Source organism: Methylobacterium sp. NEAU K (genome assembly GCF_030700285.1).
Lineage (GTDB): Bacteria > Pseudomonadota > Alphaproteobacteria > Rhizobiales > Beijerinckiaceae > Methylobacterium.
This window is the reverse complement of sequence record NZ_JAUYZJ010000032.1, coordinates 37,362-62,265: the sequence shown is the minus strand read 5'-3', so window position 1 is coordinate 62,265 and position 24,904 is coordinate 37,362. Positions and strand designations below refer to the sequence as shown.

General features: G+C 70.2%; 28 protein-coding genes and 2 pseudogenes. 14 read left to right on the top strand and 16 right to left on the bottom strand.

Going from position 1 to position 24,904, the window contains the following annotated elements:
• Both Q8W67_RS21485 and Q8W67_RS21480 read right to left on the bottom strand, forming a co-directional pair.
• Positions 1-1,952: methyl-accepting chemotaxis protein (locus Q8W67_RS21485; RefSeq protein WP_305549797.1), on the bottom strand; the 1,952-nt coding region annotated here is incomplete at its 3' end.
• A gap of 412 nt (positions 1,953-2,364) precedes the next feature.
• Positions 2,365-2,799 (bottom strand): histidine kinase, encoded by a 435-nt coding sequence (locus Q8W67_RS21480; protein WP_305549796.1) that lies wholly within the window; start codon positions 2,797-2,799, stop codon positions 2,365-2,367.
• Positions 2,800-3,026: 227 nt separating this feature from the next.
• Here Q8W67_RS21480 and argJ point away from each other — a divergent pair, with 227 nt between their 5' ends.
• Genes argJ through Q8W67_RS21465 form a run of 3 tightly spaced genes read left to right on the top strand, consistent with a single transcriptional unit; the run spans position 3,027 to position 5,403 of the window.
• Complete coding sequence (argJ, locus tag Q8W67_RS21475; protein WP_305549795.1) at positions 3,027-4,277, top strand: bifunctional glutamate N-acetyltransferase/amino-acid acetyltransferase ArgJ; 1,251 nt, start codon at positions 3,027-3,029, stop codon at positions 4,275-4,277.
• Complete coding sequence (locus tag Q8W67_RS21470; RefSeq protein ID WP_305549794.1) at positions 4,274-4,990, top strand: SIMPL domain-containing protein; 717 nt, start codon at positions 4,274-4,276, stop codon at positions 4,988-4,990. The genes argJ and Q8W67_RS21470 overlap by 4 nt, the downstream gene beginning before the upstream one ends.
• Positions 4,987-5,403, top strand: a complete 417-nt coding sequence (locus Q8W67_RS21465; protein ID WP_305549793.1) for a (deoxy)nucleoside triphosphate pyrophosphohydrolase — start codon at positions 4,987-4,989, stop codon at positions 5,401-5,403. Before Q8W67_RS21470 ends, Q8W67_RS21465 begins: the two co-directional genes overlap by 4 nt.
• A gap of 15 nt (positions 5,404-5,418) precedes the next feature.
• Here the strand turns inward: Q8W67_RS21465 and Q8W67_RS21460 are convergent, their stop codons facing one another.
• The 5 genes and pseudogenes from Q8W67_RS21460 to Q8W67_RS21440 form a co-directional block, all read right to left on the bottom strand.
• A complete protein-coding gene (locus Q8W67_RS21460) occupies positions 5,419-6,396 on the bottom strand; it encodes a Gfo/Idh/MocA family protein (protein WP_305549791.1) in 978 nt (325 codons plus the stop codon).
• A gap of 47 nt (positions 6,397-6,443) precedes the next feature.
• Positions 6,444-7,032 (bottom strand): annotated as a pseudogene (locus Q8W67_RS21455) (alpha/beta fold hydrolase).
• A gap of 39 nt (positions 7,033-7,071) precedes the next feature.
• The gene (locus tag Q8W67_RS21450; RefSeq protein ID WP_305549790.1) at positions 7,072-7,503 is read right to left on the bottom strand and encodes a DoxX family protein; all 432 of its coding nucleotides are present in this window, start codon (positions 7,501-7,503) and stop codon (positions 7,072-7,074) included.
• Positions 7,504-7,540: 37 nt separating this feature from the next.
• Positions 7,541-8,218 (bottom strand): alpha/beta hydrolase, encoded by a 678-nt coding sequence (locus tag Q8W67_RS21445; RefSeq protein WP_305549788.1) that lies wholly within the window; start codon positions 8,216-8,218, stop codon positions 7,541-7,543.
• Positions 8,219-8,278: 60 nt separating this feature from the next.
• Positions 8,279-9,199: a ring-cleaving dioxygenase gene (locus tag Q8W67_RS21440; protein ID WP_305549786.1), complete on the bottom strand. Its 921-nt coding sequence runs from the start codon at positions 9,197-9,199 to the stop codon at positions 8,279-8,281.
• 121 nt (positions 9,200-9,320) lie between these two features.
• Between Q8W67_RS21440 and Q8W67_RS21435 the strand changes: the two genes are divergently transcribed.
• The 3 genes from Q8W67_RS21435 (at position 9,321) to Q8W67_RS21425 (ending at position 11,206) form a co-directional block, all read left to right on the top strand.
• Entirely contained in the window at positions 9,321-10,241 is a 921-nt protein-coding gene (locus Q8W67_RS21435) for a LysR family transcriptional regulator (RefSeq protein ID WP_305549784.1), read from the top strand.
• Positions 10,242-10,573: 332 nt separating this feature from the next.
• A complete protein-coding gene (locus Q8W67_RS21430; RefSeq protein ID WP_305549782.1) occupies positions 10,574-10,696 on the top strand; it encodes a hypothetical protein in 123 nt (40 codons plus the stop codon).
• 291 nt (positions 10,697-10,987) lie between these two features.
• A complete protein-coding gene (locus Q8W67_RS21425) occupies positions 10,988-11,206 on the top strand; it encodes a hypothetical protein (RefSeq protein ID WP_305549780.1) in 219 nt (72 codons plus the stop codon).
• Between the two features lie 29 nt (positions 11,207-11,235).
• Here Q8W67_RS21425 and Q8W67_RS21420 read toward each other — a convergent pair whose 3' ends face one another.
• Positions 11,236-12,711, bottom strand: a complete 1,476-nt coding sequence (locus Q8W67_RS21420) for a YdiU family protein (RefSeq protein ID WP_305549801.1) — start codon at positions 12,709-12,711, stop codon at positions 11,236-11,238.
• Positions 12,712-13,248: 537 nt separating this feature from the next.
• Here Q8W67_RS21420 and Q8W67_RS21415 point away from each other — a divergent pair.
• On the top strand, positions 13,249-15,402 hold the full coding sequence (locus Q8W67_RS21415; RefSeq protein ID WP_305549778.1) for an ATP-binding protein: 2,154 nt from the start codon (positions 13,249-13,251) through the stop codon (positions 15,400-15,402).
• Positions 15,403-15,427: 25 nt separating this feature from the next.
• Here Q8W67_RS21415 and Q8W67_RS21410 read toward each other — a convergent pair whose 3' ends face one another.
• From Q8W67_RS21410 to Q8W67_RS21390, 5 genes are all read right to left on the bottom strand, one after another.
• Positions 15,428-16,483, bottom strand: a complete 1,056-nt coding sequence (locus tag Q8W67_RS21410) for a zinc ribbon domain-containing protein (RefSeq protein ID WP_305549776.1) — start codon at positions 16,481-16,483, stop codon at positions 15,428-15,430.
• A gap of 67 nt (positions 16,484-16,550) precedes the next feature.
• Entirely contained in the window at positions 16,551-17,894 is a 1,344-nt protein-coding gene (locus Q8W67_RS21405) for an MFS transporter (protein ID WP_305549774.1), read from the bottom strand.
• 476 nt (positions 17,895-18,370) lie between these two features.
• Complete coding sequence (locus tag Q8W67_RS21400; RefSeq protein ID WP_305549772.1) at positions 18,371-18,928, bottom strand: MucR family transcriptional regulator; 558 nt, start codon at positions 18,926-18,928, stop codon at positions 18,371-18,373.
• A gap of 328 nt (positions 18,929-19,256) precedes the next feature.
• Entirely contained in the window at positions 19,257-19,559 is a 303-nt protein-coding gene (locus Q8W67_RS21395) for a hypothetical protein (protein ID WP_305549800.1), read from the bottom strand.
• 82 nt (positions 19,560-19,641) lie between these two features.
• Positions 19,642-20,016, bottom strand: coding sequence for a hypothetical protein (locus Q8W67_RS21390; RefSeq protein WP_305549770.1), 375 nt, complete (start codon positions 20,014-20,016; stop codon positions 19,642-19,644).
• 102 nt (positions 20,017-20,118) lie between these two features.
• On the opposite strand from Q8W67_RS21390, the gene Q8W67_RS21385 reads away from it, so the two are divergent.
• From Q8W67_RS21385 to Q8W67_RS21375, 3 genes are all read left to right on the top strand, one after another.
• Entirely contained in the window at positions 20,119-20,877 is a 759-nt protein-coding gene (locus tag Q8W67_RS21385) for a CDP-diacylglycerol diphosphatase (RefSeq protein WP_305549768.1), read from the top strand.
• A gap of 73 nt (positions 20,878-20,950) precedes the next feature.
• On the top strand, positions 20,951-21,277 hold the full coding sequence (locus Q8W67_RS21380; RefSeq protein ID WP_305549766.1) for a hypothetical protein: 327 nt from the start codon (positions 20,951-20,953) through the stop codon (positions 21,275-21,277).
• Positions 21,278-21,302: 25 nt separating this feature from the next.
• Entirely contained in the window at positions 21,303-21,752 is a 450-nt protein-coding gene (locus Q8W67_RS21375; protein ID WP_305549764.1) for a hypothetical protein, read from the top strand.
• Positions 21,753-22,147: 395 nt separating this feature from the next.
• Here the strand turns inward: Q8W67_RS21375 and Q8W67_RS21370 are convergent, their stop codons facing one another.
• Positions 22,148-22,411, bottom strand: a complete 264-nt coding sequence (locus Q8W67_RS21370; RefSeq protein ID WP_305549762.1) for a hypothetical protein — start codon at positions 22,409-22,411, stop codon at positions 22,148-22,150.
• A 243-nt stretch (positions 22,412-22,654) separates the two neighbouring features.
• Between Q8W67_RS21370 and Q8W67_RS21365 the strand changes: the two genes are divergently transcribed.
• The 4 genes from Q8W67_RS21365 to Q8W67_RS21350 all read left to right on the top strand — a co-directional run bounded on the left by Q8W67_RS21365 (position 22,655) and on the right by Q8W67_RS21350 (position 24,287).
• Entirely contained in the window at positions 22,655-23,014 is a 360-nt protein-coding gene (locus Q8W67_RS21365; RefSeq protein ID WP_305549760.1) for a hypothetical protein, read from the top strand.
• Positions 23,015-23,031: 17 nt separating this feature from the next.
• Positions 23,032-23,265, top strand: coding sequence for a hypothetical protein (locus Q8W67_RS21360; protein ID WP_305549758.1), 234 nt, complete (start codon positions 23,032-23,034; stop codon positions 23,263-23,265).
• A gap of 227 nt (positions 23,266-23,492) precedes the next feature.
• Positions 23,493-23,816: a hypothetical protein gene (locus tag Q8W67_RS21355; RefSeq protein ID WP_305549756.1), complete on the top strand. Its 324-nt coding sequence runs from the start codon at positions 23,493-23,495 to the stop codon at positions 23,814-23,816.
• Between the two features lie 225 nt (positions 23,817-24,041).
• On the top strand, positions 24,042-24,287 hold the full coding sequence (locus Q8W67_RS21350) for a hypothetical protein (RefSeq protein WP_305549754.1): 246 nt from the start codon (positions 24,042-24,044) through the stop codon (positions 24,285-24,287).
• Positions 24,288-24,533: 246 nt separating this feature from the next.
• Here Q8W67_RS21350 and Q8W67_RS21345 read toward each other — a convergent pair whose 3' ends face one another.
• Positions 24,534-24,713 (bottom strand): hypothetical protein, encoded by a 180-nt coding sequence (locus Q8W67_RS21345; RefSeq protein WP_305549752.1) that lies wholly within the window; start codon positions 24,711-24,713, stop codon positions 24,534-24,536.
• A pseudogene (locus Q8W67_RS21340) lies at positions 24,696-24,851 on the bottom strand (amino acid ABC transporter substrate-binding protein); the annotation flags it as partial. The pseudogene Q8W67_RS21340 and the gene Q8W67_RS21345, both read right to left, overlap by 18 nt.
• Positions 24,852-24,904 lie beyond the last annotated feature (53 nt).

Sequence of the window (24,904 nt, the reverse complement as noted above, 5' to 3'; positions counted from 1 at the left end):
GCGGCCTGGATGTCGCGCAGGAATCCGTCGACCTCCTGCTTGACCGTCAGGGATTGCGTCGCGAGCGCGGCCGCGGCGTTCAGCACCTGCGCGGCGGCGCTGCCGGTTTCCCCCGAGGCGGCCAGCACGCGGGCCACGTTGGCCGACACGTCCTGGGTCCCGCGCGCGGCCTGGCCGGCGTTGCGCGAGATCTCGCTCGTGGCCGCCGTCTGCTCCACCACCGTCGAGGCGATCGAGCCGCTGATCTCGTTCACAATCCCGATCGTGCGCCCGATCTGCTCGATCGCGTCGGCCGCCTGGCCGGTCGCCGCCTGGATCGCGGCGATCTGGCCGCCGATCTCCTCGGTGGCCTTGGCGGTCTGACCCGCCAGCTCCTTGACCTCAGCCGCCACAACGGCGAACCCCCGGCCCGCCTCGCCGGCGCGCGCCGCCTCGATGGTCGCGTTGAGCGCCAGCAGGTTGGTCTGGCCGGCGATGCCCGAGATCGTCGTCACCGCCGCGCCGATCTGCTCGGCGGCCATGCGCAGGCTCGCCATCGCGGCGCTGCTCGTCTGCGCCTCGTGGGCGGCATGGCTGGCGACCTCGTTGGAGCGGATCACCTGCCGCTCGATCTCCTGCAGCGAGGACACCATCTCCTCGGCGGCCGACGCCACGGTCTGGACGTTGGCCGAGGTCTGCTCGGCGGCCGCGCTGGAGGCCACCGCCTGGCTGTTGGTGTCGTCGGCGACCCGGGTCATCGAGCGCGCGGTCGCGTCGAGCTCGGTGGCGGCCGCGGTGACGACCTCCAGCGACGCGGCCACGGTCTGCTGGAACGCCCGGACCAGCCGGTCGACCCGGTCGGCCCGACGCTCGCGGGCAGCGTGCTCGGCGGCCTGCGCGGCCTCCAGATCGGCGCGGGCGATGGCGTTCTGCCGGAACACGTCCACCGCCTTGGCCATCGCGCCCATCTCGTCGCGGGCCTTCGGCGCCGGCACCACGACGTTCGTGTCGCCCTCCGCCAGGCGCTTCATCGCGTGGGTCGTGCCGGCGATCGGCCGGACGATGCTGCGGGCGATCAGGAACGCCAGAACGGCGCCGACCGACAGGGCCAGGCCGACCAGGCCGATCTGGATGCGCTGGGCGCTGGCCACCAGGGCCGCCGTCGCCATAGAGATCGCCGTCACGTCGGACAGAACCTTGTCCCGCGCTGTTTCGCCAGCCCGCTCGATCGCGTCCGCATGCGGCTTGATGCCGGTCTCGAACGCCGTGCTCGCCGCCGCCATCGCGCCGTCGAAGTCATGGATCCGGGCCGCATAGGCAGCAAGCTCTTCGGCGGCGGCCTCGATCTGCCGCGTGAAGGCCGCTCCGCCCTCGTCGATCCTGAACGCGTCCAGGCGGTCCTTGACCGTCGCGATATCGGTCGCGACCGCGATCCGGTCCTCCGGACTGAAACGGATCGTGAAGCGCGCGGCGGAGAGCCGGGCCCGCAGCACGGCGTTCTCGAGGTTCAGAGCCCGACTGAGCAACGCGTCGTTCGCGCGGCCGCGCACCTCCGCAATCAGGGTATCCGTCGCGCTGGCGAGTCGGTTTCCGGAATTGAACATGCTCGTCTTGGCGCCGCTCAGCCTCATCCCGGCCGCGGCGAGGCGTTCCAGCTCCGGCTTCATGGCCCGGGCTTCGTCGCGCATTTGTCCATAGAGCCGGCGCCGATCTGCGTTCAGAGCGCGCGAGAAATGCGTGTCGCACGTCTCCTCGATAGAACGCCGCGTCTGCTCCGTCGCGGCGATCTGCTCAGGGCTCGGAGCGAGGCGGTAATGCTCGGACGCGGCGGCGAGGCGCTCGGCGAGGCCGTTGATCTTGAGGATCGAGCGCGCTCCCGTTTCGAACGTGCCGCGCGCCTCGTATTGTGCATTGATGAAGCCCTGCTGATAGAGCGAAAACGCGCCTATGCTGCCGGCAATCAGGACAAGCATAGCGAATCCGACATAAAGTCGGTGGCGTATTCCCAACGTCACTGGAATCCGACTTTCCTAACGGGGCGCCAACAGGAGGCGCGACGCCCATAAAAGATCATCGCATGACGGTGTCGTGTCGCAATTTGCCAATAAACCTCAAGTAAAACGTGGCCATTCTTTTTTATGCGAAAACTTACAAGTTATGTTTGCAGAGGTCGCTTCCGAGAGATTTTGGATAAACGGAAATTGCTCACTTGCCAGCGGTAAGGACGCAGCAAACCTATCTCGAGACGCCTGAATGCGCCGGCCCGACACGACAACTCCAGGGTGTCTGCGGCGGGATCGGGCCGTATTGTCCGGCGCCTTCAGGACACCGTGAGTGCGGAATGCCGCTCTCGCCGCAACGGCCGCAGGAGCGGCGGCCGGGGCGTCACGCAGCGCGATTCGCCAGTGCCTCGCGCATCATCGCGGCGACCATCCCGTTCTGGAACTGGTCGCGCTGGATGAACAAAGCATCCGGGACCAGGGTCGAGGCCTCGCGCTCCGGCGGGTCGAACGGGTCGCTCGACAGGACGATTCGCAAGCCCGGCCGCAGGGTCCGCGCCTCGACGGCGAGCTGGGCGCAGCAGAGGCCGCCCTGCAGCGCGGCATCAACCACCAGCACGTCCACGGGCAGCCCGAGGGCCAGCACCGTCATGGCGTCGACGCCCCGGTCGCAGGCTGTCACCTGATAGCCCAGCAGCCGGACCTGGGTCGAGATCTCGTCGCGCCAGCGCTTGTGGCGACCGACCACGAGGACCTGGATCCGATAGCATCCGCCCTGCGGAAGCGCACTGGAGGCAGAGTCGACGTCGGTTGTGGGCATTCCGCACTCAACCCCGCGCTGGCTTTGCGATGCAGCATGCTATGCCGGGAAGCAATCCCGGCGCAAGCCCGGCGCCGTGAAGGCGCCGCATTCGGCGCCGCCGCTGCCCAAAGCGGATGCAGCTCAAAACCTGACCACAGGCTGGGCACGCGGTTGACGGCGCCGGGGTCGCGCGGGCAACACCGGGCCGTCGCGGGAAGCCCCGCGCGCTGCCGGAGCACGAGCCGATGTCGTCCGCGAAAGCCCCTCCCGTCTCCCCGCTGGCGCCCACCGCGATGCCGGACCTGCCGCCGATTCCGGGCGTGCGGATCGCCACAGCCCAGGCCGGCATCCGCTACAGCGGCCGGACCGACGTGCTCTATGTCGACCTCGCCCCCGGGACTTGCGCGGCCGGCGTGTTCACCCGCTCGAAATGCCCGTCGGCGCCGGTGGACTGGTGCCGGGAGGCCCTGGCTCACGGTGCGGCGCGGGCCTTGGTGGTCAATTCCGGCAACGCCAATGCCTTCACGGGCCGGCTCGGACGGGAAGCGGTGGCGCGCACCGTCGAGATCGCCGCGCAGGCGGCGGGCTGCGGCGAGCGCGAGGTCTACGTCGCCTCGACCGGGGTGATCGGCGAGCCGCTTCCGGCGGAGCGGTTCGAGGGCGTGCTGGCGGATTGCGCAGCCCGGGCCACGGACGGTCCGGCAGCCTGGGCCGAGGCGGCGCGCGCCATCATGACCACCGACACCTTCCCGAAGCTCGCGACCCGCACGGCCGAGATCGACGGCGTGCGCGTCACCATCAACGGCATCGCCAAGGGCGCCGGCATGATCGCGCCCGACATGGCGACGATGCTGGCCTTCGTATTCACCGACGCCGCCCTGCCGCAAGCTGCGCTCCAGGCCCTGCTCGGCGCGGGCACCAGGATCAGCTTCAACTGCGTGACGGTGGACGGTGACACCTCCACCTCCGACACGCTGATGCTGTTCGCCACCGCCAAGGCCGGCAACGCCGCGGTGTCCGACCCCGCCGACCCGCGACTCGCCGGATTCAAGGCAGCGCTGGAGAGCCTGCTGATCGAGCTGGCCCAGCTCGTCGCCAAGGATGGCGAGGGCGCGCGCAAGTTCGTGACCGTGACGGTCACCGGGGCCGAGAGCGACGCCTCAGCCCACCGCATCGCCATGTCGATCGCCAACTCGCCGCTGGTGAAGACCGCGGTGGCCGGCGAGGACGCGAATTGGGGCCGGGTCGTGATGGCGGTGGGCAAGGCGGGCGAGCCCGCCGATCGGGACCGGCTCGCGATCTGGTTCGGCGACGTGCGCGTAGCCGTCCAGGGCGCCCGGGACCCGGATTACAGCGAGGCGGCTGCGAGCGCCGTGATGCGCGCGCCGGAGATCGGGATCCGGGTCGATCTCGGTCTGGGCGAGGGCAAGGCCCGCGTCTGGACCTGCGACCTGACCAAGGCCTACATCGAGATCAATGGGGATTACCGCTCGTGAGGGCGGCCGTAATTGGCACCCTCCTCCTGTCGGTGCTGGCGGTCCCCGCGCGCGCCGACGATGCGGACTGCAAGCGGCACATCAGCGTCGTCGGGCGGGCCGCGGAGGCGCGGGCTCCCGATTTCGCCGAAGTGACAGTCGGTATCGAGGCGCGGGGTGCGACTCCGCCTGTAGCCCTCGACGCGGCCTCCAAGGCGGTGGCCGGCGTTTCGGCGCAGGCCCAGGCGCTCGGCGTGCAGCCCACCGATATCGGCACGGCCGCGGTCACGCTCCAGGCTGCCACACGATCCGTGGCACGGCCGGGCGGAGCGGTCACCGAGGAGCCCGACGGCTACCGCGCCGGCAACCTCGTCACTGTCCGGCTCGCCGACATGGGCCGCCTCGGCGACTTGCTGCGCCAAGCCCTCGATTCGGGGGCGAACCGGATCGACGGCGTCAGCTTCGGCCTGCGTGACCCCGACGCGGTCGAATCGGCCCTCCAAGTGGCGGCGGCGCGCGATGCCCGGGCCCGGGCTGAGGCGCTCGCCGGTGCGCTCGGCGCCAAGCTTGGTCCGATCTGCACGTTGAGCACCACGGTCGGCACGCCCTATCGCCCGATGGCGGATCTGGCCCGCGCGGCGCCGATGGCGACCAAGGGACGGCGCGTCCCGATCGAGGCCGGCACGATCCAGATGTCCTCAGAGGTCTCGGCCGCCTTCGCGGTGGCGCAATGAGCGAGACCTTGCGTCTTCTCCTGGTGGTGGCTGTTGCCCTCGTCGACGTCGACGGCCGGGTGCTGGTCAGCGAGCGCCCGGCGGGCAAGCAGCTCGCCGGGCTGTGGGAGTTCCCGGGCGGCAAGGTCGAGCCGGGCGAGCGCCCGGAGCAGACCCTGATCCGGGAGCTGTCGGAGGAACTCGGCATCCGGGTCGAGGAGCCCTGCCTGGCGCCGCTGACCTTCGCCAGCCACGCCTATCCGGACTTCCACCTGCTGATGCCGCTCTACGTCTGCCGCCGCTGGTCGGGCACACCGCGCCCGATGGAGGGGCAGGCGCTGAAATGGGTCCGGCCGAAGGCATTGCGCGATCTCGCCATGCCGCCGGCGGACGCGCCACTGATCCCGTTCCTGACCGACCTTCTGGAGGTCTGAGGGACGGCCCACTCCTCAGAGCGCCAGGATGCCCTCGACCGCCTCCTGCACGTCGAGCGCCTCGGCGAAGGTGGCGAGGTGGTGGGGCTCACCCCGCGCCATCCGGACGACGCCCTCGAGCTGACGCCGGAGGGCGATCGGACGCAGCCGCGCGTTGGGCATCGCGTCGGGGGCGGGCTCGAAGCGCCCGTCCGGGCCACGGCGCTCGGCGATGGCCCAGTCGCGCAGCCGGACTGCGCCCGCGTCGCCCTCGAGCGTCCAGGTGTTGTGATCGTCCTCGGCGACGCCGCCGACCCGGCCCGTCAGGGTCACGGGGATCCCGCCCGCCGTAAGCGTCACGTCGATCGCCCGCTCGGACCGGCCAGCCTCGGGGAACTGGACGCTGCCGTGAAGCCCGCTCAGCGGGCCGAGCAGGCGGCGCGCGAGGAACAGGAAGTGCGAGACCACCTCGCGGGTGAAGCCGCCCTCGGCCCGGGCGTCGAGCCAAGCCGCAGCGTCGGCCTGCCAAGGGCGCGGCCAGCGCGCGAAGGCCACCGCGATGGATAGGCGCCGGGGCACCCCGACACCGCCCGCGGCGATCCAGCGCTCGATCGCCGCCACGCCCGGCGACGAGGCGAACGGGAAGTTCACCGCGCCGGCGCCGCCGGCGGCGGCCACGAAGGCACGTGCCTCTGCGAGGTCGATGGCGAGCGGCTTCTCGCAGAAGGTGCTCCGGCCGGCCGCGAGGGCGGCGCGGGCGTAGCCGAGATGCGAGGCCGGTGGCGAGGCGACGTACACGCAGGCGCTCGCCGCCACGACGGCATCGGCGTCGGGGACCTGCGGCACTGCCGGGAACGCGGCACCCACCCGGGCCAGCGCCGCGGACGCCGGATCCCAGAGCGCGGCGATCCGGACCGGGGAGTTGGATTCGCCGTGGATCGCGTCGATCAGGCGTTCGCCCATGATCCCCGCCCCGATGATCCCGAGGGCGAGCTGTTCGCCGGTCTTCGGCATGGCTGGTCCCGTGTCTGGCAGGCCCCGGAACGGGGCGACACCAGCCTTTACGGATCCCTCGCGGCGCGGGAAAGCGCCCCGCTCAGCTCGACGAGGACGACGAGCAGGTCGGCGTAGAGCCGGTCCTTGTTGGTGGTGGCGAGGCCGTGGGAGGGGCGCCGGCATATTCCTTGAGCGCGGCGTTCGGCACCAGCTTGGCGGCGGCGCGCGCCGAGGCGTCGATCTGCACGATCTGGTCGTCGTCGCCGTGCACGATCAGGGTGGGCTCGTCGATGCGCTTCAGATCCCCGGACACGTCCGCCGCGATGCAGGCCAGCGCGCTCCTCAGGCCGGCCATCAGGCCCTGCAGCCAGAACGTGTCGCGCATGCCCTGGCTGACCGCGGCGCCGGGGTGATCAGGCCGGCGAGATCGTCCGCGTAGGTATCCATGTCGTTGCCGGTGCGAGGCTGGCCGGAGCGGCCGTACCCGCGCCGGTCATGGGCGATGACCCGGTCGCCGTGCTGCCCCAGGAACAGCATCTGGTCCTCCCAGGCGTCTCCGTTGAGCGGCCAGCCGTGCCTGAACACGACCGGCTGCCCGGTTCCACAGTCCTTGAAGTGGATCTGCATGCCGTCCTGCATCGTGAAGGTAGGCATGGTCGTCTCGTGTCGATCAGAAGTTTAGGTTTGGTCCGGTCAGATCCGGCCCTTCCGCGCGTCGAGGCTGAAGGGCCCGGCGCCGAACGCGGCGACCTGGAGCAGGCCGCCGGCCATCGCCAGGTTCTTCAGGAAGTGGAACATCTGGTTCTGGTCCGCGACGGCCGCGTGAAAGGTCAGCGCGGTCGCGACTGCGAAGGCGGCCAGGACCAGCGCGACGACCCGGGCGCGGTAGCCGGCGATGAGCAGCAGGCCGCCGAAGATCTCCACCAGCGTCGCCGCCGCGAAGGACAGCTCCGCGAGGGGCAGGCCGGCGGCCCGGATGGTGGCGAGGGTCGCGGCGGGGGCGGCGAACTTGCCGAGGCCGCTCACCAGGAAGATCGCACTCATCAAAACCCGGCCCGTCACAGGCAGCAGGGCGGCCGGCAGTGCGCCGGTGGCGGTCGGGGCGGGGGAGAGAAAGGATGTCATGGGGGTGTTCCGTACCGTCGTGTGAGGCTTGCGAAAGTCAGGCCGCGTTGGGGAGGGCGAGGCCGCGGACCCAGTCCGCCGCGAGGCTCAGGTCGCCTTGCGACAGACCGTGGCCGACCGGGAGGATCCGATGCGCCACCGCGGCGCCGGATGCGGTGAGCTGGGCGGCGAGGCGGCGCGCGTTCTCGGCCGGCACGATCGGATCCATCGCCCCGGAGAGGATCAGGACCGGACGGCCCGCCAAATCGGCCATGGGCGGTTCGGACAGCGGCACCATCGGGCGGATCAGCACGGCACCCGCCAGCACCTCCGGCCACAGCATCAGCAGCGATGCGGCGATGTTGGCACCGTTCGAGAAGCCGAGCGCCAGGGGGGCGCCGAGGCCGTAGCGGCCGCGTGCCGCCGCCACGAAGGCGGCGAGGTCCCCGGTGCGACGGCGCAGGTCCGCTTCGTCGAAAACCCCTTCGGCGAGGCGCCGGAAGAAGCGCGGCATGCCGTTCTCGCTCACCGGACCACGGGGCGACAACAGGGCGGCGCCCGGAGCCACGATCCGGCCCAGGGGCAGGAGATCGAGCTCGTTGCCGCCAGTCCCGTGCAGGAGCAGCAGCGGCCGCGCGGCGCCCGTGCCTGGCTCGAAGCGGTGGATGAAGCCGAGGGACTCTTGCGACCGGGATTCTTGGGTGCGGGGTTCTTCGGTGCGGGATTCTTGGGTCATGGCAACCTCGCTGATGGTGCGCATCGAACCTCCGCCCCTCGTCCGGGGCGGAGGCTTGGTTCAGGCGACCTTGGGCAGCACGGCCTCGATCTCGGCCCGGTGCGGCTCGAGGCCGGCCGGCAGTTTCAGGGCACGGCCGAGCGCCTCCACGGGCTCGTCGACCGCGAAGCCGGGCGCGTCCGTGGCGATCTCGAACAGCACCCCGCCGGGCTCGCGGAAGTAGACCGACCGGAAATACTGGCGGTCGCGCTGCTCTGTGACGTGGAGGCCGAATCCGGCGAGCCGATCGGCCATGGCGGCCTGTGCGGCGTCATCCGCCGCCCGGAATGCGATGTGGTGGACAGAGCCTGCGCCCTGTCGGCCGCGGAGGAACCCGCCTACCGCCCGGATCGTCACGAAGCTGCCGACATCCGCGCTGCCGGCGAAGCGGATCAGGCTGCCCTCGCGGCCGATTTCGCGCAGGCCCAGAACCTCCGTGAGGATCGCGGCCGTGGGCTCGGCCTTGTCCAGCAGGAGCGTCACGCCGTGCAGGCCCCGGATGGCGTGTTCCGCCGGCACCTCGGCCGATGGCCAGCCGGACTCGTCGGCGTCGACGCCGACGAGAGCCAGCATCATGCCGTCCGGGTCGCGGAAGCGCAGGGTCGGCGCGCCGAACACCTGGACCAGCGGCTCGTGGGCGACCCCCTTCTCGATCAGACGGTGGGCCCACCAGCCGATGGAGGCGCGCGGCACCCGGAAGGCGGTCTCCTGGGTCTCGCCGATCCCGACGCGACCCGGAGCCGCGTGCTCCACGGGGAAGAAGGTCAGGATCGTGCCGGGCTGCCCGGCCTCGTCGCCGTAATACAGGTGGTAGGTGCCCGGATCGTCGAAGTTGACGGTCTTCTTCACAAGCCGCAGGCCGAGCACGCGGGTGTGGAAGTCGAGGTTGCGCAGGGCCGGGCCGGAGAAGGCCGTGACGTGGTGGAGGCCGGTCTGCACCATGGCTGTGTCTCCCGTGATCCGCCGCGCGGGGCGCGGCGCGTTTGCGATGACCCGAATGTGCCCCTTGCCATGGCTCTCGAAAATAGAAACGATGGAAACCTATCGTTTCCGGAATTGACCCATGCGGCTGCCCGATTTCGAGGCCTGGGCGGTCTTCGCCAAGGTGGTGGAAACCGGCTCCTTCGGCGGGGCCGCGTCCGATCTCGGGCTCTCGAAGGGGACTGTCTCGAAGGCGGTGGGCCGGTTGGAGGCCCGGATCGGCGCGCGCCTGTTCAACCGCACGTCGCGCAAGCTCGCCCTCACGGAGGCGGGGCAGGCCGCCAGGGCGAACGCCGCGCGCATCCTGGCGGAGGGCGAGGCAGCCGAGGCGCTGGCCATTGCCGGCTCCACGGAGCCGCGTGGGCTCGTCCGCCTCGCCGCCCCGATGACCTTCGGGGTGATGCACGTGGCGCCGCTCCTGCCGGACTTCCTCGCGCGGTATCCGGCCGTGTCGGTGGACCTTCACCTGTCCGACGCGGTCATCGACCTGGTGGGCGGCGGGTTCGACATCGGGCTACGGATCGCGGCGCTGCCGGATTCTTCGTTACGCGCCCGCCGCCTCTGCGCGATCCGCCGCTCGCTGGTGGCCACGCCCGCCTATCTCGATCGGCACGGCCGGCCCGCGAATCCGGACGACCTCGCCCATCACGCCTGCCTGGGCTATGCCTACCTGCCGACGCCCGATCGCTGGCAGTTCGTGAACGACGCCGGGTTGGAAGCCGTCGTCGTGCCCGGCGGCCCGTTGCGGGCGAACAACGCCGAGGCGCTGGCGCCCGCGCTTCGGGCCGGCCTTGGCCTCGCCCTGCAGCCCGACTTCATGATCTGGGACGACCTCGAGGCGGGGCGCCTGGAGCGGGTCCTGCCGGGCTGGTCACCGCCGCCGATTGCGCTCCACCTGGTGACGCCACCCGGCGATCCGCGCCCGGCCCGGGTGACGGCGCTCATCGGCTATCTGGGGCAGACGCTCGCTCTGGCCCCCTGGGCGACCTCGCACCACCGCTAGAGCGCTGATCGTGCCCGATCACGGGGCGGCGGTCTCGGGCCTCTCCGTGGACGAGGTCAAGGACATCTTCTTCGTGTCGGGCTTGAGCCGGAGTTGCTGATAGGCTCCGCGCGGCACTTCACGGAACGAGATTTCCAATGACTTCGCAGCCTCTCGGAAGTGGAAGGCGCCCCTCTGAAAGCCCGCGAGATCCTGTGATGGGGCGAGTTGAACCAGCGCTTCCACCTCGACCTGCTGCGGTACGCGGAGCGCCCGCGCTCGCTGGGCATCGTTTCCAGCCTGCTGCAGGGCTGACGGCATCCGGGATCGTCGACCACGCGGAACAGGAGCACATGCAGATCCTCGCCCTGTGCGAGGCCGGGAGGAACGACGCGGCGGCCGATCTCCTGCGCGGCCATATCGAACTGGTGGGCGTGGCGCCGGTCGCGATCGATCGGCGGCCGCTCACAACCTGATCCCCCCTCCGTTCCGGTCGGGCCGCCGGACGCCTGGAGCCGAAGCCCACGCCAGGGCAACCGGCGATGTCTCGCCTTCGCGGGCGCCAGCCACCGGCTCAACGGTCGGTCCGGTTCCGCAACAGGGGCGCCGTGTTCGAACCGGCCATCGTCCGATCGGGCAAAGCTCGGGTGAATCAAATGTCGGAATTTGTGTTAAAATTCGTTAATACTAATATAAGCGCAAAATGAACGTCCATCGCGTTCCAGGCATGTGTATGAATAAAGATTTGTGTCGCAGAGGTGATGGATATGACGTCCTATTCCATCTTTATTCGCGATCTGGCTCGACCCGACGGGTACCCGCCCCTGCTTCTGGCCTACGATATTCACGATCGAAGCGAGGCGCAGTCGATCGTTTCGATGATCGCCGCTTCCTACCAGGATCATGGCTTCAACCCCGCAACCCGGGTTCACTGGTTCCGGCAGGGCGGCGGCGTGCACGAAATCTATGCGTGGCCGCATTTGTAAGGCTGCGCGCCAGCACGGTCGATGCCGACTCAGGTGCCGCAGAACGTCCGGTAGCCCACCCCGCCGCCCTCGGGCGCCTCGGCATAGCGGGCGTAGGAGGGCTGCGCGTCGTAGGGACAGGACAGCACCGCCAGGAGTTCCTCGAAGGGGGCGAAGTCGTTCCGCTCCACCGCCGCCTCGATCATCGCCTCGACGCGATGGTTGCGCGGGATGAAGGCCGGATTGACACGCCGCATCGCCGCGGCCGTCGCGGCGGCATCGCGGCCCTCCAGGACCAGCCGGTCCCGCCAGCGCGAGCCCCAGCCGTCATAGGCCGTCGGGTCGACGAACAGGTCGCGGACCGAGGTATCGTCGTCCGGCCGCTCGGCCGCGTCGCACAGGGCCCGGAACGTGAGGGTGAAGTCGGCCTGGTTCTCGGCCATCCGCTTGAGGAGGTCGCTCGCCAGCGCGGCGTCGCCCTCCCGGACCTCGGTGAGCCCGAGCTTCCGGGCGAGGCCGCCATGATAGGCGGCCTCGAAGCGCGGCGCGTAGCCGGACAGGACGGCCTCCGCCTCAGCGACAGCCTCGGTCTCGTCGGCGGCCAGCAGCGGCAGCAGGGTCTCGGCCAGACGCGTCAGGTTCCAAAGCGCTATCCGCGGCTGCTCGCCGTAGGCGTATCGCCCGTGCTGGTCGATGGAGCTGTAGACCGTCCGGGGATCATAGGCGTCCAGGAAGGCACAGGGACCGTAATCGATGGTCTCGCCGGCGATCGACATGTTGTCGGTGTTCATCACTCCATGGACGAAGCCGACCAGCAGCCAGCGCGCCACGAGGTCGGCCTGTCGGGCGACGACGCCCTCCAGGAGCGCCCGGTAGGGGCGTGAGGCGTCTGCGGCCTCCGGATAATGCCGGGCCAGGACGTGGTCGGCCAGCGCCCGCAGGCCTTCGACATCGCCCCGGACCGCGAAGTACTGAAAGGTGCCGACCCGGATGTGGCTCGCCGCCACGCGGGCAAGCACGGCGCCGGGCAGCAGCGTCTCGCGCACCACGGGCTCGCCCGTCGCCACGGCGGCCAGCGCCCGGGTGGTCGGGATGCCGAGCGCCGCCATGGCCTCGCTGACCAGGTACTCGCGAAGCACCGGCCCGAGTGCCGCACGGCCGTCGCCCCGCCGGGAGAACGGCGTCGGACCGGATCCCTTCAGCTGGATGTCGCAGCGGCGGCCCGCCCGGTCGACCACCTCGCCGAGCAGGATGGCGCGACCGTCGCCGAGCTGCGGCACGAACTGGCCGAACTGATGTCCCGCATAGGCTGCCGCGAGCGGGGCCGCCCCGTCCGGAACTCGGTTTCCCGCCAGGGCCGCCACCCCCTCGGCACCTGCGAGCCAGTCCGGATCCAGGCCGAGGCTCCGGGCGAGGTCGTGGTTCAGGCGGATCAGGCTCGGGGCGGCCACGGGTGTCGGTGTGCGGAGCGCGAAGAATCGCTCCGGCAGGCGGGCGTAGCTGTTGTCGAAGGGGATCGCCGTCATCATCGGCATCTATGGCCGACGAACCCGGCGAGCAAGCGCGGCCGCACCGGGTTCCCTGAAGACAGCCCGAGTTGCCAAGGATTCCGGCCGCCCAGAGTTTTGCACGGCGCAGATCTGGTGCCCGACGGCGCAGTCACGGCGCCGGAGATCCGGTCCCGGGTTCGTATCCGACAGCCCGGGAGCGGATCCGCCCGGCCGGCCCCGGCTTTCTCCCGGGTCGTCCGGCCACGTGTGGCGCACAAGCCTCAGGACCGACCCTCCCGGCCGAAACGCGCGCGGGATGCTTGTAAGACCGGTTCCCACGGGCGATGCCGCGCCCATGGCTGCGCGCGGACCCGCCTCGATATCGCTGAGCCCCGACCTGCGGGCGGTCGCCGAACGCCTGCCGGCCACCGGCCGCCGCGGCGCCCTCGGCGACGGGACGCGCGCAGTACGGCGCTTGCGCGACGGGCGCGGGCAGGGTTCGATGGCCCGTCGGGAGTCCGACCTGAGGGCTGCACAGGATGCCGCAGCGAACGCGCGGGAGCCGCACCAGGGATGAGCGCCACGGCTGCATTCCTGCCCGGTGGCGGCGAGCTCGGCGCGATCGTCCGGGCCTACGACTGGGCCGCGACGCCCCTGGGGCCGATCGAGGGCTGGTCCCAGAGCCTGCGCTCCGCGGTCAGCACCCTGCTGCTGTCGCCGGTGCCGATCGTACTGCTCTGGGGCGCGGACGGCATCATGATCTACAACGATGCCTATTCGGTTTTCGCGGGCGGCCGGCATCCGCAGCTCCTCGGCTCCAAGGTGCGCGAGGGCTGGCCGGAGGTGGCCGACTTCAACGACAACGTCATGCGCGTCGGGCTTTCCGGCGGCACGCTCTCCTACAAGGACCAGGAACTCATCCTGCACCGCTACGGCCGGCCCGAGCAGGTCTGGATGAACCTCGACTATTCGCCCGTGCTCGACGAGAGCGGCCGGCCCGCCGGGGTCATCGCCTTCGTGGTCGAGACCACCGAGCGCGTGCTCGCCGAGCAGCGGCTGCAGGCGAGCCAGGCGCTCGCCAAGGTCTATGCCGACCGCATCCAGCTCGCCCTCTCGGCCGGCGCGATCATCGGCACCTGGGTCTGGGACCTGCATGCCGACGCGTTCACCGTCGACGAGGGCTTCGCGCGCAGTTTCGGCCTCGATCCCGCCCTGGGTCGCGTCGGGCTCAGCCTGGAACAGGTGATCGCGACGGTCCATCCGGACGACCGCCAGGGTCTCATCGCGGCGATCGACGAGGCGGTCAGCCGCGGGGGCGCCTACGCGCACCAGTACCGGGTGCGGCGCACCGACGGGAAGTACTACTGGATCGAGGCGAACGGCCGCGTCGATCTCGGACCGGACGGGACGCCCCTGAGCTTCCCGGGCGTGCTCATCGACGTCGAGGACCGCAGGGCCGTCGAGGCCGAGCGCGACCGCGCCATCATGATGCTGCGCACCCTGACCGACACGCTGGAGCAGCGCGTCGCCGAGCGGACCAGCGAGCTGATGCAGACCGAAGAGGCCCTGCGGCAGTCGCAGAAGATGGAGGCGGTCGGCCAGCTCACCGGCGGCGTGGCGCACGACTTCAACAACCTGCTGACCATCATCCGCTCGTCGGTGGACTTCCTGCGCCGGCCCGAGCTGCCGGAGGCGCGCAAGGCCCGCTATCTCGACGCGGTCTCCGACACGGTGGACCGCGCGGCCAAGCTCACGGGCCAGTTGCTGGCCTTCGCGCGCCGCCAGGCGCTCAAGCCCGAGGTGTTCCATGTCGGCCAGAAGGTGCGTGGGATCGCCGACATGCTCGATACGGTGATCGGCGCCCGCATCCGCGTGGTCGCGGAGGTGCCGGACGAGCCCTGCTACATCCGGGCTGATGTCAGCCAGTTTGAGACCGCGCTAGTGAACATGGCAGTCAATGCCCGGGATGCGATGGATGGCGAGGGGACGCTGACCCTGCGGTTGGCCGGCGGCAGCACCATGCCGGCGATCCGCGGCCATGCCGGCGCGCGGTCCGCCTTCGCGGCCGTGTCGCTGACCGACACGGGCGCGGGCATTCCGGAGCGTGATCTCGGCCGCCTGTTCGAGCCGTTCTTCACCACCAAGGAGGTCGGCAAGGGCACCGGCCTAGGCCTGTCCCAGGTCTTCGGCTTCGCCAAGCAGTCAGGCGGCAACGTCGACGTGACGAGCACGCCGGGGCGCGGGGCCACGTTCACCCTGTACCTCCCACAGGTCGAGGTTGACCGCGAGGCCGACGAGACCGACGGAGCCTCGGCGCCGCAGGCGCCTCTGGGCGCGGGGCAGCGGGTTCTGGTGGTCGAGGACAACGTCGAGGTCGGCCAGTTCGCCACCCAGATCCTGCAGGATCTCGGCTACGAGACCACTTGGGCGGCCAATGCCGAGGAGGCGCTCGACCGGCTTGGCCGGGACGGAGGCGGGTTCGAAGTGGTGTTCTCGGATGTGGTCATGCCCGGCATGGGCGGCCTCGCCCTGGCCCAGGAGCTGGCGCGCCGCCTGCCGGACCTGCCGGTCGTGCTGGCGTCGGGCTACAGCAACGTCCTGGCCCAGGAGGGCACCCACGGATTCGATCTGCTGCACAAACCCTATTCCGCCGACCAGCTCGGGCGTGTCCTGAGCCAGGCGGTCGGCCGGACGTCGCAGGCACCGGATCCGTCGACCGCCCATTGAGGGACCGACCGGGCCTCGGAGCCCTCTACGCGGCCGGGATAGCCGCGCCCGCGCTCTGGTGGCCGCAGGCGTGGCAGAATCGCTCAAAGGTGCTCTTGCGCTGCGTGCAGGCCGGGCAGCGCTCGAACAGGCCGAGCCCGCAATGCGGGCAGAAGTTCGTGTCCGGATCGCCCAAGGCGACGGGCCGCTCGCAACCGGGGCAGATCTTCTTGGCGAACCGCGCCAGCGCCTGATCGATCGCGATCTCCGTGCGGCGTTCCTGGTTGGGCCGCGCCTCGACCAGGGCCTGCCGCTGGCGGTAGGCGTGCAGGGCGTTGATCGCCGAACGCCCCCCGATCAGCGTCACGAGCACGCCCACGCCGTACTGGACGTAGCCGCCGTAGCTCGGCAGGTAGGGGACCAGCTCGACGAAGAACGCGAAGGCCGCGGCCAGCGCGAAGCCCCAGACGAACGGCCAGTTGCGCGTGTGCCGCCGCTTCAGAAGCAGCCATCCGGCCAGCGCCAGCAGCGGCAGGGTCAAGGCGAGCCGGTAGCCGAACACCCGGAGTTCCTGGCCGCGCTCGGCCGCGTCGCGCTTCTGCTGGGCCGCTGCGCGCAACGCGCCGTCCGCCTGCGCCTGAGCCGCCTCCCGCTCAGACAGGTCGAGGCCCGTTCGCGCCAGGGCGGCCAGCCGCTCCTCGACCGCCCGCTCCGCGTCCTTGAGCGTGTCGAGCTGCAGCGTGCGCGCGATCAGGCCTGGATCCTGGTCGACGCGCTGCGTCGCGTCCCGGGTTTTCAGCCAGTTGGCGAAGGTCTCGCGCGCACCCTCTGAGGCCGCCTGGGCCGCCTCCAGGGCGAGCCTTTCCTGTTCGATCCGGCGCCGGTTATCGTCCTGATCCCGGCGGATCTGCTTCAGGATGTCGGCCGAGGCCCGGGCCTGGTCGGTATCGAGGAACTGTCCGAGGGTGTAGCGTTGCTCCACCTGCGGCAGGTCTCCGACGATCAGGGAGCCAAGCCCGATCAGGAACCCCGCGAAGAGCAGCGCGACGAGCCAGAGCGCGCGGGTGAACCAGCGCTCGGACAATCTGGAACCGGCACGCACGCCATCGACTCCGCTGATTCGTCGGTCGCCGCAAGCTTTAGCATAAGCCGGCGACTGGCCGAGTGGCTCAGGCGCCGCCGCCCCTGCGCGCGGCCAGTCGCCGGTCCGGCGCGGCTTGGGGCATGGATGGCGCCGCGCGTTCCCACCCCGGCACGAGCGATAGGCCGGCCGAAACCAGGGCGAACAGGATCAGCGGCGTCAGGCTGAGGTTGAAGCTGCCCGTCGCGTCCTTGATCGCGCCGATCAGATAGGGCCCGAGGAAGCCGCCGAGATTGCCCACGGCGTTGATGGCCGCGATGCTGGCGGCCGCCGCGGCCGGCGGGAGTTCCTCGGTCGCCAGGGCCCAGAATGGCCCCTTCAGCATGTAGACGCCGGTGGCCGCCACGGTCAGCGCGCAGACCAGCGGGGCGATACCGGACAGGATCGTGCCCCCTGCGAGCCCCGCGGCCAGGACCAGGAACGGGATCGCCAGATGCCAGCGACGCTCGCCCACCTGATCGCTGTGCCGGCCCCACAGGATCATCGCCAACGATGCGACACCGTAGGGGACGCTGTTCAAGAGGCCGGTCTCGACGTTGCCGAGGCCGTAGCTCTTGACGATCTGCGGCGTCCAGAAGGTCAGGCCGTAGCTGCTCGCCGTCGAGCCGAAATAGATCGCCGCAAACAGAATCAGCCGCCGGTCGCGCAGCATCTCCCCGAGTGAGGGGCGCTCGGCCCCGCCGCTGCGCGCGGCGTTCCGGGCGCCCTCCTCCTGGAGACGCTCCGCCAGCCAGACACGCTCGGCTGCGGGCAGCCACGCGGCGCGGCTCGGCCCGTCGGGCAGGAGCCACAGCACGGCCGCCGCCATCAGGACGGCGGGCAGCCCTTCGAGGATGAACAGCCATTGCCAGCCGCGCAGGCCCCAGCCGCTCAGGCCGAGCAGCGCGCCCGAGATCGGCGAGCCGAGGAACGACGAGACCGGGATCGAGATCATGAAGATGCCGACGATCCGCGCCCGGTAGGCCGACGGAAACCAGTAGGTGAGATACAGGATCACGCCCGGGAAAAATCCGGCCTCGGCCACGCCGAGCAGGAAGCGCAGGGCGATGAACGACCACGGCCCCTGCACGAGCGCCATGGCGATGGAGATGAGCCCCCAGGTCGCCATGATCCGGGCGATCCACAGCCGCGCCCCGAACCGTTCCAGCATCAGGTTGCTGGGGATCTCCATCAGGAAGTAGCCGAGGAAGAAGATCCCGGCGCCCCAGCCGAATACCGTGGCAGTCAGTCCGACATCATGGTTCATCTGGATCGCCGCGAAGCCGACATTCACCCGATCCAGGAAGGACACGAAGTAGGCCAGGATCAGGAACGGCACGAGCCGCCACCCGATGCGCCGCATCGCGGACCGTTCCAGCTCGGTCTCGGCCATGGTGATCCTCCGCGACGGCGGCCGTCTTCGGGCCGCTCAAAAAGGCAGATGCCGTTTCCGCGTGTGCCGGTTCGGTAACCCGCCGAAAGACGTCTTGGACTCGGATGAGCCGGCGATCGCGTGGAGCCAGCCGAATGGCTCGCGCTGAGCGGCCGCCTCAGGGCGCGGCGCCCCCCAGCAGAGCGTGCGAATCATCAGAGGCCTCCTCGCGGGCCACGCGGTTCGAGCCCCGATCTTGCCCCCCCGCGGAACGAGCGCGAAAGCCTGCCGGCCGACAGTCGCGGCGGAGCGATGACTTCGGATCGGCTCGCGCTCGACCGGACGAACCTGTCGTCGGACATTGTCGGATCAGACGAGGCGGCGGAGACCGACCTGCGCCTGGTTGGCTGCATGCCACGGACGCAAAGCCCGACCGCAGCCGGCGCCTGGACCGCATCAGCGGCCGGAGCCGCCCAGGGCTCGGCCGGATGCGCCGCTCACGCCTTCGTCTCGGCCTTCCTCGGCTTGCGGGCCCTGGCCGGCTTCGCGAGAGGTTCGGCAGCCGCACCGTGTCCGTCGGACGCCGGCTCCTCGGCGACGGTCTCCGCGATCACGGTGAGCTTCGGGACGGGCTTCCTGCGCTTGTGGCCCAAGCCGGCGGTGCGGGCGAACTCGGCACGCATCGCCGAGTAGTTCGCCGCCGTCGTCGGGTAGTCGGCGGGCAGTCCGTAGCGCTGCCGGTACTGCTCAATGGTCAGGCCGTTGCCGGTGAGGTGCCGCTTCAGGGTCTTGTACGGCTTGCCGTCGATGAAGCTGATCAGCGCGTCGGGGCTGATCGATTTCCTGATCTGTGCAGGAGTCGGCCTCTTGAAGTCCGGCTCGGCCGGCCCGCTGGTCTGGCCCAGGCTGGCCAGCGCCGCGTGAACACCCGAGAGGAGCGTCGGCAGTTCGGGCGCCGGCACGGAGTTGTTGGCTACGTAAGCCGACACGATGTCGGCAGTCAGCTCGATGAAATCGACCTGCTCTTCCTGCGGCAACGAAATGCTGTCTTCCATGGGCCCCTCTCGCGTGGGAGTGGCCAATGAACGTGTCTCGATCGCTCGCCAGTCAAGTGCATATTTGCGCAGATGCAACTGATTGTGGCCGTTATCTACGGAACTCGCAGTCGGATATCAACATAGATTAGTCATTGCGTTCGAGCGGCAGGGACGGAGACACGACACACCCGGCGGACGGCCTGGAGACGGACGATTAAGGGAATGTTAACCTCACTGTCGTCTCTCGGGGTGTCGCTGCGGTTTCGAGGGGTACGAAGCCGAACGGCAGGCGGGCCGAGCCCTGCCCCTTCAGGCTCGGCCCGCGCCTTCGTCTGCCCGCTGCCGCTCAGGCGTTGGCGGCCTGTCCGACAGGCGTGGCGATCGCGCCACTCTTGGGCGGAGGCACGACTGCCTGGAGCACCCGCGCCGGACCGGACCCGTATTCGGCGCGATAGGTGCGCTCCAGGGTCATCAGCGTGCGCATCGGCCCCTCGGCCAGATCGAGGAGTCGCGCATCGCGCCAGCGGAGCTTGGTGAGCCCGCCGCGGCTGAACCAGCGCGGCCTCTCGTCTTCGACGAGCAGGACCAGCTTGCCCGTCCACGTCTTGCGAAACCAGAACCGCCCCGTGAGCTTGCCCGCGCCGAACATGGCAGCACCTCGCATGAGAGCCACGTGGGTCAACGCGCCGGTAGCTCGGCGGTTTCCCGGCGGCCGCGCAACGAGATCGCCGTCATCCGCCCGCCCGCATGCGCAGGCGATGCCCCGCCCAGGAGAGGATGGCGAGGCCGGCGACCTCGCCGATGAGCGCGGCGCCCGCCTTCACGAGGAAATCGTCGAACCGGCCGTGGCGCGTGCCGGTCAAGGTCTGGGATGCCTCCAGGCCGCCGGCCAGGAGGACGCTGCCGGCCAGAACCCAGGGCCAGTGCCGCGGGTAACTCGCTATCATGAGCAGCCCGGCCGCCGCATAGGCGGCCGCCCGCTCGAAGCTCGGGTTGGCGGTCACGACCGGCCGGAGGCCGATCGGAACGAGGGTGATGGTGATCAGGGCCGCCACCAGTATCCAGGCCGCCAGCCGCACCAGTCCGAGCACCCGCTTGTCCACCATGGAGCGTCGAAGTCCCGTAACATTGCGCTGACGGCTGACGCATACAGTGATCGCCCGCCGGCGGCTGTTGCACATCCGCGGCCAGGACCCAGAAAGCCCACCATGCGCCGGATGCTGGTCGCCGCGATCCTGCTCGCCGTCACGTCGGTTCCGGCCGCGACCGCGGCCAACCCGACGCGCGACGTGCTCTGGGTGGCGCTACAGGCCTGCCTGCTCGCCAAAAAGGCCGCGGGCCGGACCTTTCCCTGCCTGGACGTGGACCTCGGCGATGCCGGGCAACCGGGCACCGCCGTGCTGCGCGCACCGGGCCAGCCGACCCATATCGTCGTGATGCCCACCGCCGATGTCTCGGGCATCGAGGCCCCCGTGCTCCAGGGCCCGCACGGCATCGCCTACTGGCGGGCGGCGCTGGCGGCGCGGCACTACGTGTCGGCTCCGCTGGAGGATCGGCTGCCCGTCGCGGCGGTGGGGCTGGAGGTGAATTCAGTGGGCGGCCGCAGCCAGGACCAGCTGCACATCCATCTCGATTGCATGCGGCCGAGCGTGATGGCGGCCCTGAAGGCGCATGGCGGCGCTGTCGGCGGGACCTGGGCGCCGTTTCCCGTGGCGCTGGAGGACGAGCCCTACGTCGCGATGCGGGTCCCGGCAGAGGAGGTGGATCACTTCAACCCGTTCGCGGCCCTTGCGCGCGTGCCGGGCTGGCGAACAAGCCTGCACGATGCGAGCTTCGCCGCGGTCGGAGCTGCCTCGGACGATCCGCGCGGGGGCATGATCGTTCTGGCCTACAGGGCGTCGGACGCCAGTGCCGAGGAACTGATGGACCACAGCTGCCGGGTCGCCCGTCCGCGGAAAGGCAGCTGACGGACGCCGGACGCCTCGAACTGTTGCCCGTTCGTTCTAGCCGGAGGATCGGAAAATCGGGCATATCGGCGGCATGCGCATGCCCGTGCTCAGCCTGTTGATGATGCTGGTCCTGATCGACGTCGGGTCGGCGGCCGCCGCGACGGCCGATCCGCGCGTCCTCGAACTGGCCTGGCACCGCTGTCTGCGCGAGGCCTACGCGCACCAGCCGCCCGGCCAGAGCCGGGCCGGGGACGAGCGCAACGCCCTGGACGCGTGCAAGATGCACGAGGACGCCTTCGTGGCCTCGCTGATGGCTGCCAGGCCCGCAGATGACGGCCGGCCCGGGACCGTCTGGGCCCGGACCTGGGCGGCGTTCGTGGAGCCCCTCACGGCCTGGATCGGCGGCCTGGGGCACTGACTGCGCGCCGGAGGGTTTTCACGAGGTGGACCACGCGCGCTTCGCCGCCGCGGCGTCCTTCTCGGTCAGCGTGATCGCGCCTTTCGACGTGCTCGACGATGCCGGCATGGGCCCGGCCCCTGCCGGGCCCGGGATCAACGGGGCCAGGACCAGGGCCGACAAGACGGCCCGCGGCGTCGCACCGCGCGCCATTCCCCGAACCCGGCAGCGTGGGGATCGTTGGTCCGGCATGATCGAACAGAGCCCGACACCGCCGCTGGATCAGGTTGCCGACGCCCGTCGCCGCGAGATGGCGACGGAGCATCTCCTGTTCGGCACGATCCGCTTCCTAGCCCGGCGCCATCCGGAACTGTTGGACGAACTCGACGGCAGCCTCGATCACCTCTGGGACAAGGCAGAGGGCGAGGCCCGGAACGATGAGGCCGTGCGCAAGATCGCCGGCCGCATCATCAAGAGCCTGCGGGCCGAGCGCTGAGCGGACCGGCGTTGGCGGACCGACGAACCATCCGCTTCGTCTTTTGACCGCGCGCAGTTTTTTCAATGCGCAATTGCACGACGCTTTTGCGAGCGCCTTCAAGACCAGGAGCCGCAGCAACCTTTTGGCGTCCGCCGTCTACGACGCAGAATTGCGAGCTTGCCGCGCCGGGACGCGGCCACAGAAATTCCGCCGTGAGGGCTGCCCGAACAGGTGTTCGCGCAGCGGAGCGCTGCCATCCTGACGGGCCTTTTTCCGGTTGCAGACGCACAACGGCGCGAAGCGTCTGCATCCGCAGCCGGTCTTCGGGAGGCGCCCCGCCGCGGGCAAGCCTGTGTGCCCCCGCCTGAATACCGCGGACCCGCCCTAGGGGCACCGGCCCCGAACCTGTCAGGTCAACGCGCGCAGCCGACGCAGATGCCGCGGGTGATCGCGTCGTTGCGCTCCTCGATCGGACTGCGCCGCTCGATGCTGCCGGTCTCGTTGGGGCCGAGCGCCCCCGGGTTCGGAACCGTCTGCCCGGTGGCCGCAGTGTACGGCGCCTTCGCTGCCGTCGTCGGGCCGCGACCCGTTCCGGTCTCGCTCACGGTCTGGGCCGATACCGGAAGAGGGGCCACCGCCAACAGCGTGACGGTCGCGATCATCAGGGGTGCGCGCATGTGAAGCTCCTGGCGCAGGGATCCACGAAATTGACGCACCCGGCGGGCGAAAGTTCCGACGCGACAGGAGGATGCGCTGGCCGCGGCCATCGAGGGCCCTGTCGGTATACCGGAAGTTCGCGCCGGACCTTCGCGGCGGCGACGACGCCCTCACCATCCGGGGTAACGGCTAAGCCCTTTTGAGACTTGGTGCCGACGCAGGATCGTCCGTCACTGGCTCCGTCACGATCGAAGGGGCTCACCATGAACCCGACCGTCAAGGATGTGCTGCTGAACGAGCGCGCCAGCGTCCTGTCCGCCCTCGCGGCCCGCGAGGGAACGGTCTCCGATCTGCTCGTCCAGCTCAACGGCGTCGAGAACGACATCTGGCGCCTGCGTCACCGTCTCATCGATCTCGAGGCCTACCTGATAGGCCAGCACATCAGCCTGCCGGACGAACCGGGGCGCCCGACCGGCGCCGCCGACCCGCCGGACATCGCGGTCGAGGCGGTCGCGCCGCGAAGCCTCCCGGCCTGCAAGCCCCTCGATGAGTTCGTGCGCTACCGGACCGGAAAGCGAAAGGCTCTCGCCGACACCGCATCGCACCGCGTCGGGGACGTCTGACTGTCGAGCCGATGACCATGAGCGAGCGCCGAACCCTGGCCGGAACCCGATCGCGGCACGTCCGCGACAGGCGTCCCCTGCCCGAGAGCCTGACGCGGTTCCTGACGGATGCGAAGGCCGAGGCCCCCGCGGCACCGGTCTGTCTGTCGCGACCTGGAGGCGCCCCCGGACGAGCCCGGGACATCACCACGGTCCTTCTGGCCGCGGCTGTCATCCTATGGGTCGGCGGACACGCCATGCAGGCCTGGTGACCGATCCGGACGCCGCCCTACCTCCCTTGGGCACGGCCTGAGAGGAACGCGCATGTCCGAACTTCCGAGCCACCGCTGCTGCCAGCGGGGCACCCGGGCTGCCGCATGCCCCGAGGCCGCCGGGACGCTCCGGCGTCCGCACCGCGTGCGGGCGGCGCAGGGACACGCCTCCTGATGGCACATCGGCCAGGGCCTAACCGGCTCCCGCGACGCTCCGAAGGGGACGCATGATGGGCAACGGGGACGGCACCCACGCGCCGAACGCGAGACTCGCCGAGGTGCAGCGCCTCGCCACCGCTCTCGCTGCCCGCGTGCGGTACGCGCAGCTCGTCCGGCGGCCGATCTATGAGGACCAGATCAGTGCCCTCGTCCGGGCCGCACGCCTCATGGACGAGGAGAAGGTGCCGTGGCCGCCCATGGTGGAGGAGGTGCTGATGGAGCTGGCCAAGAGCATCGAAGCCACCCCGGCGGCCGAGGCCGGCGCGCCGGAGCCCGGCGGCGCGGCGGTTTCGCCGGCGACGGCTCCTCCTGCGGAGAGCCCGTCAGGGTGACACGGCGCGCGCATCCGACCCTCAGGCGACGCGGCGGACGGTGGGGCAAGGAGCGGGAAACGCGGGATCCAGCGCACGGATCCGTGAACAGCATGCTTCAGGAACTTCGACGCGAGGGTTTGATTAGGTAGAGCAGCGTGCGAGCAAAGATCTCGCCCCATCCTGATCGCGCGTGTTGGCGGCGTTCCGTCCCACCGACATCCCCTGAGGAGACCCGTGCGCCACATGAGCCTGAGCCTGCAGTCCGTGCAGGTCGCGACGAAGAGCGACGATGCGGAGAGTCAGCTTGTCTTCGCGGACGGCTTCCTTGTCGCGATCCTGGTCCGCCTCTCCGAACTACACGGCGACGAGGCGGGTAAATGGTTCCTCGAGGTGGGTTTCGGGCCCGTCGATCCCCTCTGCCCGCCGCTCTTCACCGACCTGGACGATGCGCGAGACTGGATCTCGGGACAGCTGCCGGCCGCGCAATGAGATCCGCTCGGCGCGGGATTGTCAGTCTTGCTGCGCCGGGACTTGGTTTGGCGCGGCGACCTTCGCGGTCCTGACGGCGTGACCGCCGCGGCGGTGCCAAGAGCACGGCTCCGAAAGGTGGCCGCCGGCTTTCGGACAAACGCGATGCAGCGGGACTCCGTGGTCCATGCTTTGACGCTTTGGAGTATCAGTGTCGTCACTCCGGGGCCGCGCAGAGGAGACCGGAGTCCGGATCCGCGGCCGGCGTCAAGTTGGCGCGTAAATATTTGACATCCAGATGCTTCTGGATTCCGGGCTCTCGCCTATGGCGAACCCCGGAATGACTGCGCGTCGCTTTGAAACAACCTTCATCTGAAGCACGACAGAACGCCAGGGTCCGGCCGGGGCCGCCGCCTCGCCGAGCAGCGTCTGGACGACGATCTTCATGGGCGCATGCGGCTTCTTCTTTTGGAAGTCGGGGAAGGACAGGCTGTCGTGGACCGACGCGTCGGCGCAGCCGAGGATGACCAGCTGTATCGACGGGTCGAAGCCGTCCGTGCCGACGCGTTCGGTCAGGGCCTCGGTCGGGAAGTGGGGTGGCCGAACGGGTCAGCCATGACAAGGCGCTGAGCCCGGAT

What these genes read in the sequence shown, in the direction of transcription:
- Q8W67_RS21480 (WP_305549796.1), bottom strand. Translation starts at nt 2,799, where the DNA reads ATGCCCACAACCGACGTCGACTCTGCCTCCAGTGCGCTTCCGCAGGGC.
- argJ (WP_305549795.1), top strand. Translation starts at nt 3,027, where the DNA reads ATGTCGTCCGCGAAAGCCCCTCCCGTCTCCCCGCTGGCGCCCACCGCG.
- Q8W67_RS21465 (WP_305549793.1), top strand. Translation starts at nt 4,987, where the DNA reads ATGAGCGAGACCTTGCGTCTTCTCCTGGTGGTGGCTGTTGCCCTCGTC.
- Q8W67_RS21460 (WP_305549791.1), bottom strand. Translation starts at nt 6,396, where the DNA reads ATGCCGAAGACCGGCGAACAGCTCGCCCTCGGGATCATCGGGGCGGGG.
- Q8W67_RS21450 (WP_305549790.1), bottom strand. Translation starts at nt 7,503, where the DNA reads ATGACATCCTTTCTCTCCCCCGCCCCGACCGCCACCGGCGCACTGCCG.
- Q8W67_RS21445 (WP_305549788.1), bottom strand. Translation starts at nt 8,218, where the DNA reads ATGACCCAAGAATCCCGCACCGAAGAACCCCGCACCCAAGAATCCCGG.
- Q8W67_RS21440 (WP_305549786.1), bottom strand. Translation starts at nt 9,199, where the DNA reads ATGGTGCAGACCGGCCTCCACCACGTCACGGCCTTCTCCGGCCCGGCC.
- Q8W67_RS21435 (WP_305549784.1), top strand. Translation starts at nt 9,321, where the DNA reads ATGCGGCTGCCCGATTTCGAGGCCTGGGCGGTCTTCGCCAAGGTGGTG.
- Q8W67_RS21430 (WP_305549782.1), top strand. Translation starts at nt 10,574, where the DNA reads ATGCAGATCCTCGCCCTGTGCGAGGCCGGGAGGAACGACGCGGCGGCC.
- Q8W67_RS21425 (WP_305549780.1), top strand. Translation starts at nt 10,988, where the DNA reads ATGACGTCCTATTCCATCTTTATTCGCGATCTGGCTCGACCCGACGGG.
- Q8W67_RS21420 (WP_305549801.1), bottom strand. Translation starts at nt 12,711, where the DNA reads ATGACGGCGATCCCCTTCGACAACAGCTACGCCCGCCTGCCGGAGCGA.
- Q8W67_RS21415 (WP_305549778.1), top strand. Translation starts at nt 13,249, where the DNA reads ATGAGCGCCACGGCTGCATTCCTGCCCGGTGGCGGCGAGCTCGGCGCG.
- Q8W67_RS21405 (WP_305549774.1), bottom strand. Translation starts at nt 17,894, where the DNA reads ATGGCCGAGACCGAGCTGGAACGGTCCGCGATGCGGCGCATCGGGTGG.
- Q8W67_RS21400 (WP_305549772.1), bottom strand. Translation starts at nt 18,928, where the DNA reads ATGGAAGACAGCATTTCGTTGCCGCAGGAAGAGCAGGTCGATTTCATC.
- Q8W67_RS21395 (WP_305549800.1), bottom strand. Translation starts at nt 19,559, where the DNA reads ATGTTCGGCGCGGGCAAGCTCACGGGGCGGTTCTGGTTTCGCAAGACG.
- Q8W67_RS21390 (WP_305549770.1), bottom strand. Translation starts at nt 20,016, where the DNA reads ATGGTGGACAAGCGGGTGCTCGGACTGGTGCGGCTGGCGGCCTGGATA.
- Q8W67_RS21385 (WP_305549768.1), top strand. Translation starts at nt 20,119, where the DNA reads ATGCGCCGGATGCTGGTCGCCGCGATCCTGCTCGCCGTCACGTCGGTT.
- Q8W67_RS21380 (WP_305549766.1), top strand. Translation starts at nt 20,951, where the DNA reads ATGCGCATGCCCGTGCTCAGCCTGTTGATGATGCTGGTCCTGATCGAC.
- Q8W67_RS21370 (WP_305549762.1), bottom strand. Translation starts at nt 22,411, where the DNA reads ATGCGCGCACCCCTGATGATCGCGACCGTCACGCTGTTGGCGGTGGCC.
- Q8W67_RS21365 (WP_305549760.1), top strand. Translation starts at nt 22,655, where the DNA reads ATGAACCCGACCGTCAAGGATGTGCTGCTGAACGAGCGCGCCAGCGTC.
- Q8W67_RS21360 (WP_305549758.1), top strand. Translation starts at nt 23,032, where the DNA reads ATGAGCGAGCGCCGAACCCTGGCCGGAACCCGATCGCGGCACGTCCGC.
- Q8W67_RS21355 (WP_305549756.1), top strand. Translation starts at nt 23,493, where the DNA reads ATGATGGGCAACGGGGACGGCACCCACGCGCCGAACGCGAGACTCGCC.
- Q8W67_RS21350 (WP_305549754.1), top strand. Translation starts at nt 24,042, where the DNA reads ATGAGCCTGAGCCTGCAGTCCGTGCAGGTCGCGACGAAGAGCGACGAT.
- Q8W67_RS21345 (WP_305549752.1), bottom strand. Translation starts at nt 24,713, where the DNA reads ATGAAGATCGTCGTCCAGACGCTGCTCGGCGAGGCGGCGGCCCCGGCC.